The following is a 1,016-nucleotide window of genomic DNA, read 5'->3' on the forward strand; positions in this document are numbered from 1 at the left end:
GCGGATCGGAACGAGGCCGAACGCAGGGGCCGCGGCGTTACTCGACGTACTCGTACTGCCGCTCGTTCATCCGGCCCCAACCGGTGAAGACGAACTCCCCGTCGGGCTGGGTGAACTCCTCAACCTCGCGGCCGAGGTCCGCGTCGTACTCGTGGACGTCGTGGACGTCCTCGTACTCCTCCCACGTGAGGTCGTAGCGGGCGTCGAGCTGGTCGTCGATGTCGATCCCCTCGATCTCGGCCCGCCACCCCTCGCGGATCGTCTCGGCGTGAATCTCGGCCTGCGCGCCGGAGCCGTACGAGGCGACGAGCAGCGTGTCGCCGACGAACCCGCGGTCGCGGGTCAGGGCGTCTCGCAGGGCGCTGACGCGGGCGATGTGGACCGAACTCGTGTACCAGTTGCCGACCTCGCGCGAGAGCCCGAGCGTCGGCTCGACGACCGTGTCGTACCACGTCCGGTACTGCTCGGTGGTCTTCAGGTCGTCCATGTACCCGCGGATCGCCTCCTCGTACGCCTCGCGGTCCTCGTACTCCGCCTCCCGGGGCTGGCGACCGATCTCGTCGGCGAGCGCGTCCTCGTGGGCCGTGTCGCGGATGACGTGCCGGTACGCCAACAGCGCCGCCTTCCGGACCATCCCCGGGAACGGCGTGTGGAACGGCGCGTACGCGAAGTCCTCTAAGTCGATGTCCTCGGTGACGGACTCGTAGTCCTCTAAGGCCTCGCGCATCCGGGAGAGGTACACCTGGACCGACCGTTTCCCGTCGACGCTGGGGAACTGCTGGTTCGGCTTCAGGAAGTCCGTCTCGTCCTTCGAGCCGTACCCCTGATCGGTCGACAGCTCGACGACGGAGGGCTCCTCGTCGATGAGCATCGCGACGGCGCCGGCGCCCTGCGTCGCCTCGCCGGGGTCGCCGCAGGCGTACAGCGCCGTGTCCGTGGTGATCACGATCGCGGGACGGTCGCGGTTCCGACCGGCGCGGATCCAGTTGTACGCGTCGTCGATGGCCTGCGTGCCG

Annotated in this window: 1 protein-coding gene; it reads right to left on the minus strand. The window is 68.9% G+C overall.

Annotated features, from left to right (window positions below):
• Positions 1-37: 37 nt before the first annotated feature.
• Positions 38-1,016, minus strand: a 979-nt coding sequence (locus U4E84_RS18800; RefSeq protein WP_322533564.1) for a hydroxymethylglutaryl-CoA synthase, incomplete at its 5' end; no start/stop codon positions are given.

The sequence above is a fragment of the Halorubrum sp. AD140 genome (assembly GCF_034497445.1).
GTDB lineage: Archaea > Halobacteriota > Halobacteria > Halobacteriales > Haloferacaceae > Halorubrum.